General features: G+C 38.1%; 1 protein-coding gene. It reads right to left on the bottom strand.

All coding sequences use genetic code 11. From position 1 onward, the window contains the following. Positions 1-176: 176 nt before the first annotated feature. The gene (locus ACNRUY_RS26540) at positions 177-1,040 is read right to left on the bottom strand and encodes a hypothetical protein (protein WP_488114670.1); all 864 of its coding nucleotides are present in this window, start codon (positions 1,038-1,040) and stop codon (positions 177-179) included. Between the last annotated feature and the right edge of the window lie 146 nt (positions 1,041-1,186).

Below are 1,186 nucleotides of genomic sequence, written 5' to 3'. Positions count from 1 at the left end.
AAGAACGCCAATGGAAACTCTGATAGATGGCAAAGAGATCTGGAAGGAAAAATTTGTAGCCTGAATTTGACCTGACAGACACCCTCTGAAAAATCGGTGACTGTCAGATCAGGTCTGAACTACTACACCTGAATTTGACCTGACAGACACCCTCTGAAAAATCGGTGACTGTCAGATCAGGTCTGAACTACTACAACTGAATGAATAACAGGCTCTTGTCTTAGCCAGGAATCTATCTCAGCTCTGAGTTTTTTACCATACTGATACCATGATCTTAACTCTTTATCTAACTCTAGGGAGTGGCTATTGGCCAGTGTCTCATACAAGTTATACCAGTGCCCCATGGATGTACAAAAATCCCTGATCCGTTTTTTGAAACTGTTTTTGCTTTCTTCATCCAGCCATTTTTTTTCATTTAGAAATAAGTTTGTACGACGTTTTATTTCATTGGTTGATATGTTTTCATTTAAACAGTCGAATCCTAAGAGAAGAGACAGACCGGACAGAAGATATTTTTTAGCTGTTTTTAAGTCTCTGAGTGCCTTATCGCTATCGGGTGAGCTTGTCGGTTGATAATTTTTGCCAAATTGGTGCATAATACTCCAGGCATACTCTTCCCAAATGCGATCAATACCGATTAATATCTTGTTTTCTTCGATGTCAAGGTATGGATCGTATTGTTCCATTTCTTTTGTTAAATCACCCTGTGCTCGATATTTATCTATGTTTTCAAGTGTTTTTCTGATATCTTTATGCCAGTATTGACTATTGCCCTTCTCATGAACAGGTATAGCTCTTCGACTGCTTGCAAGTTGCCAACTTGAATCATCATCAAAAAAGCTTACATCATTCTTATTTTCTGTTCGTAAAGAAACCTTTACGGGTGTTCTTTCGGGTTTTACTGCCTTGAAGGTTAATGGCTCTGCGTTTTTTACATCCTCTGTCTTTTCCTGTTTATTGAAAACGATAGGGATTAAATTTGTTTTTACCCATTTTGTTTTTTTTCTTTTTGCAGGAGCAGAGTGCTCTTCGTGATGCATTTCTTTATTCTCTGTATCACGGCGCTGTTCAAATTAAGTGTTGCTCTACCCAATGTATAGAAACTTGATCTAAAAAAGCCTCCTCTGAGAAGAGTTGAGTTTTAAGAAACCTTTTCCACCCGAGGTAACGAGACAGGTATTTTGTT

This window comes from Endozoicomonas sp. Z74 (assembly GCF_057680865.1).
This window is presented reverse-complemented; position numbering and strand designations above follow the sequence as displayed.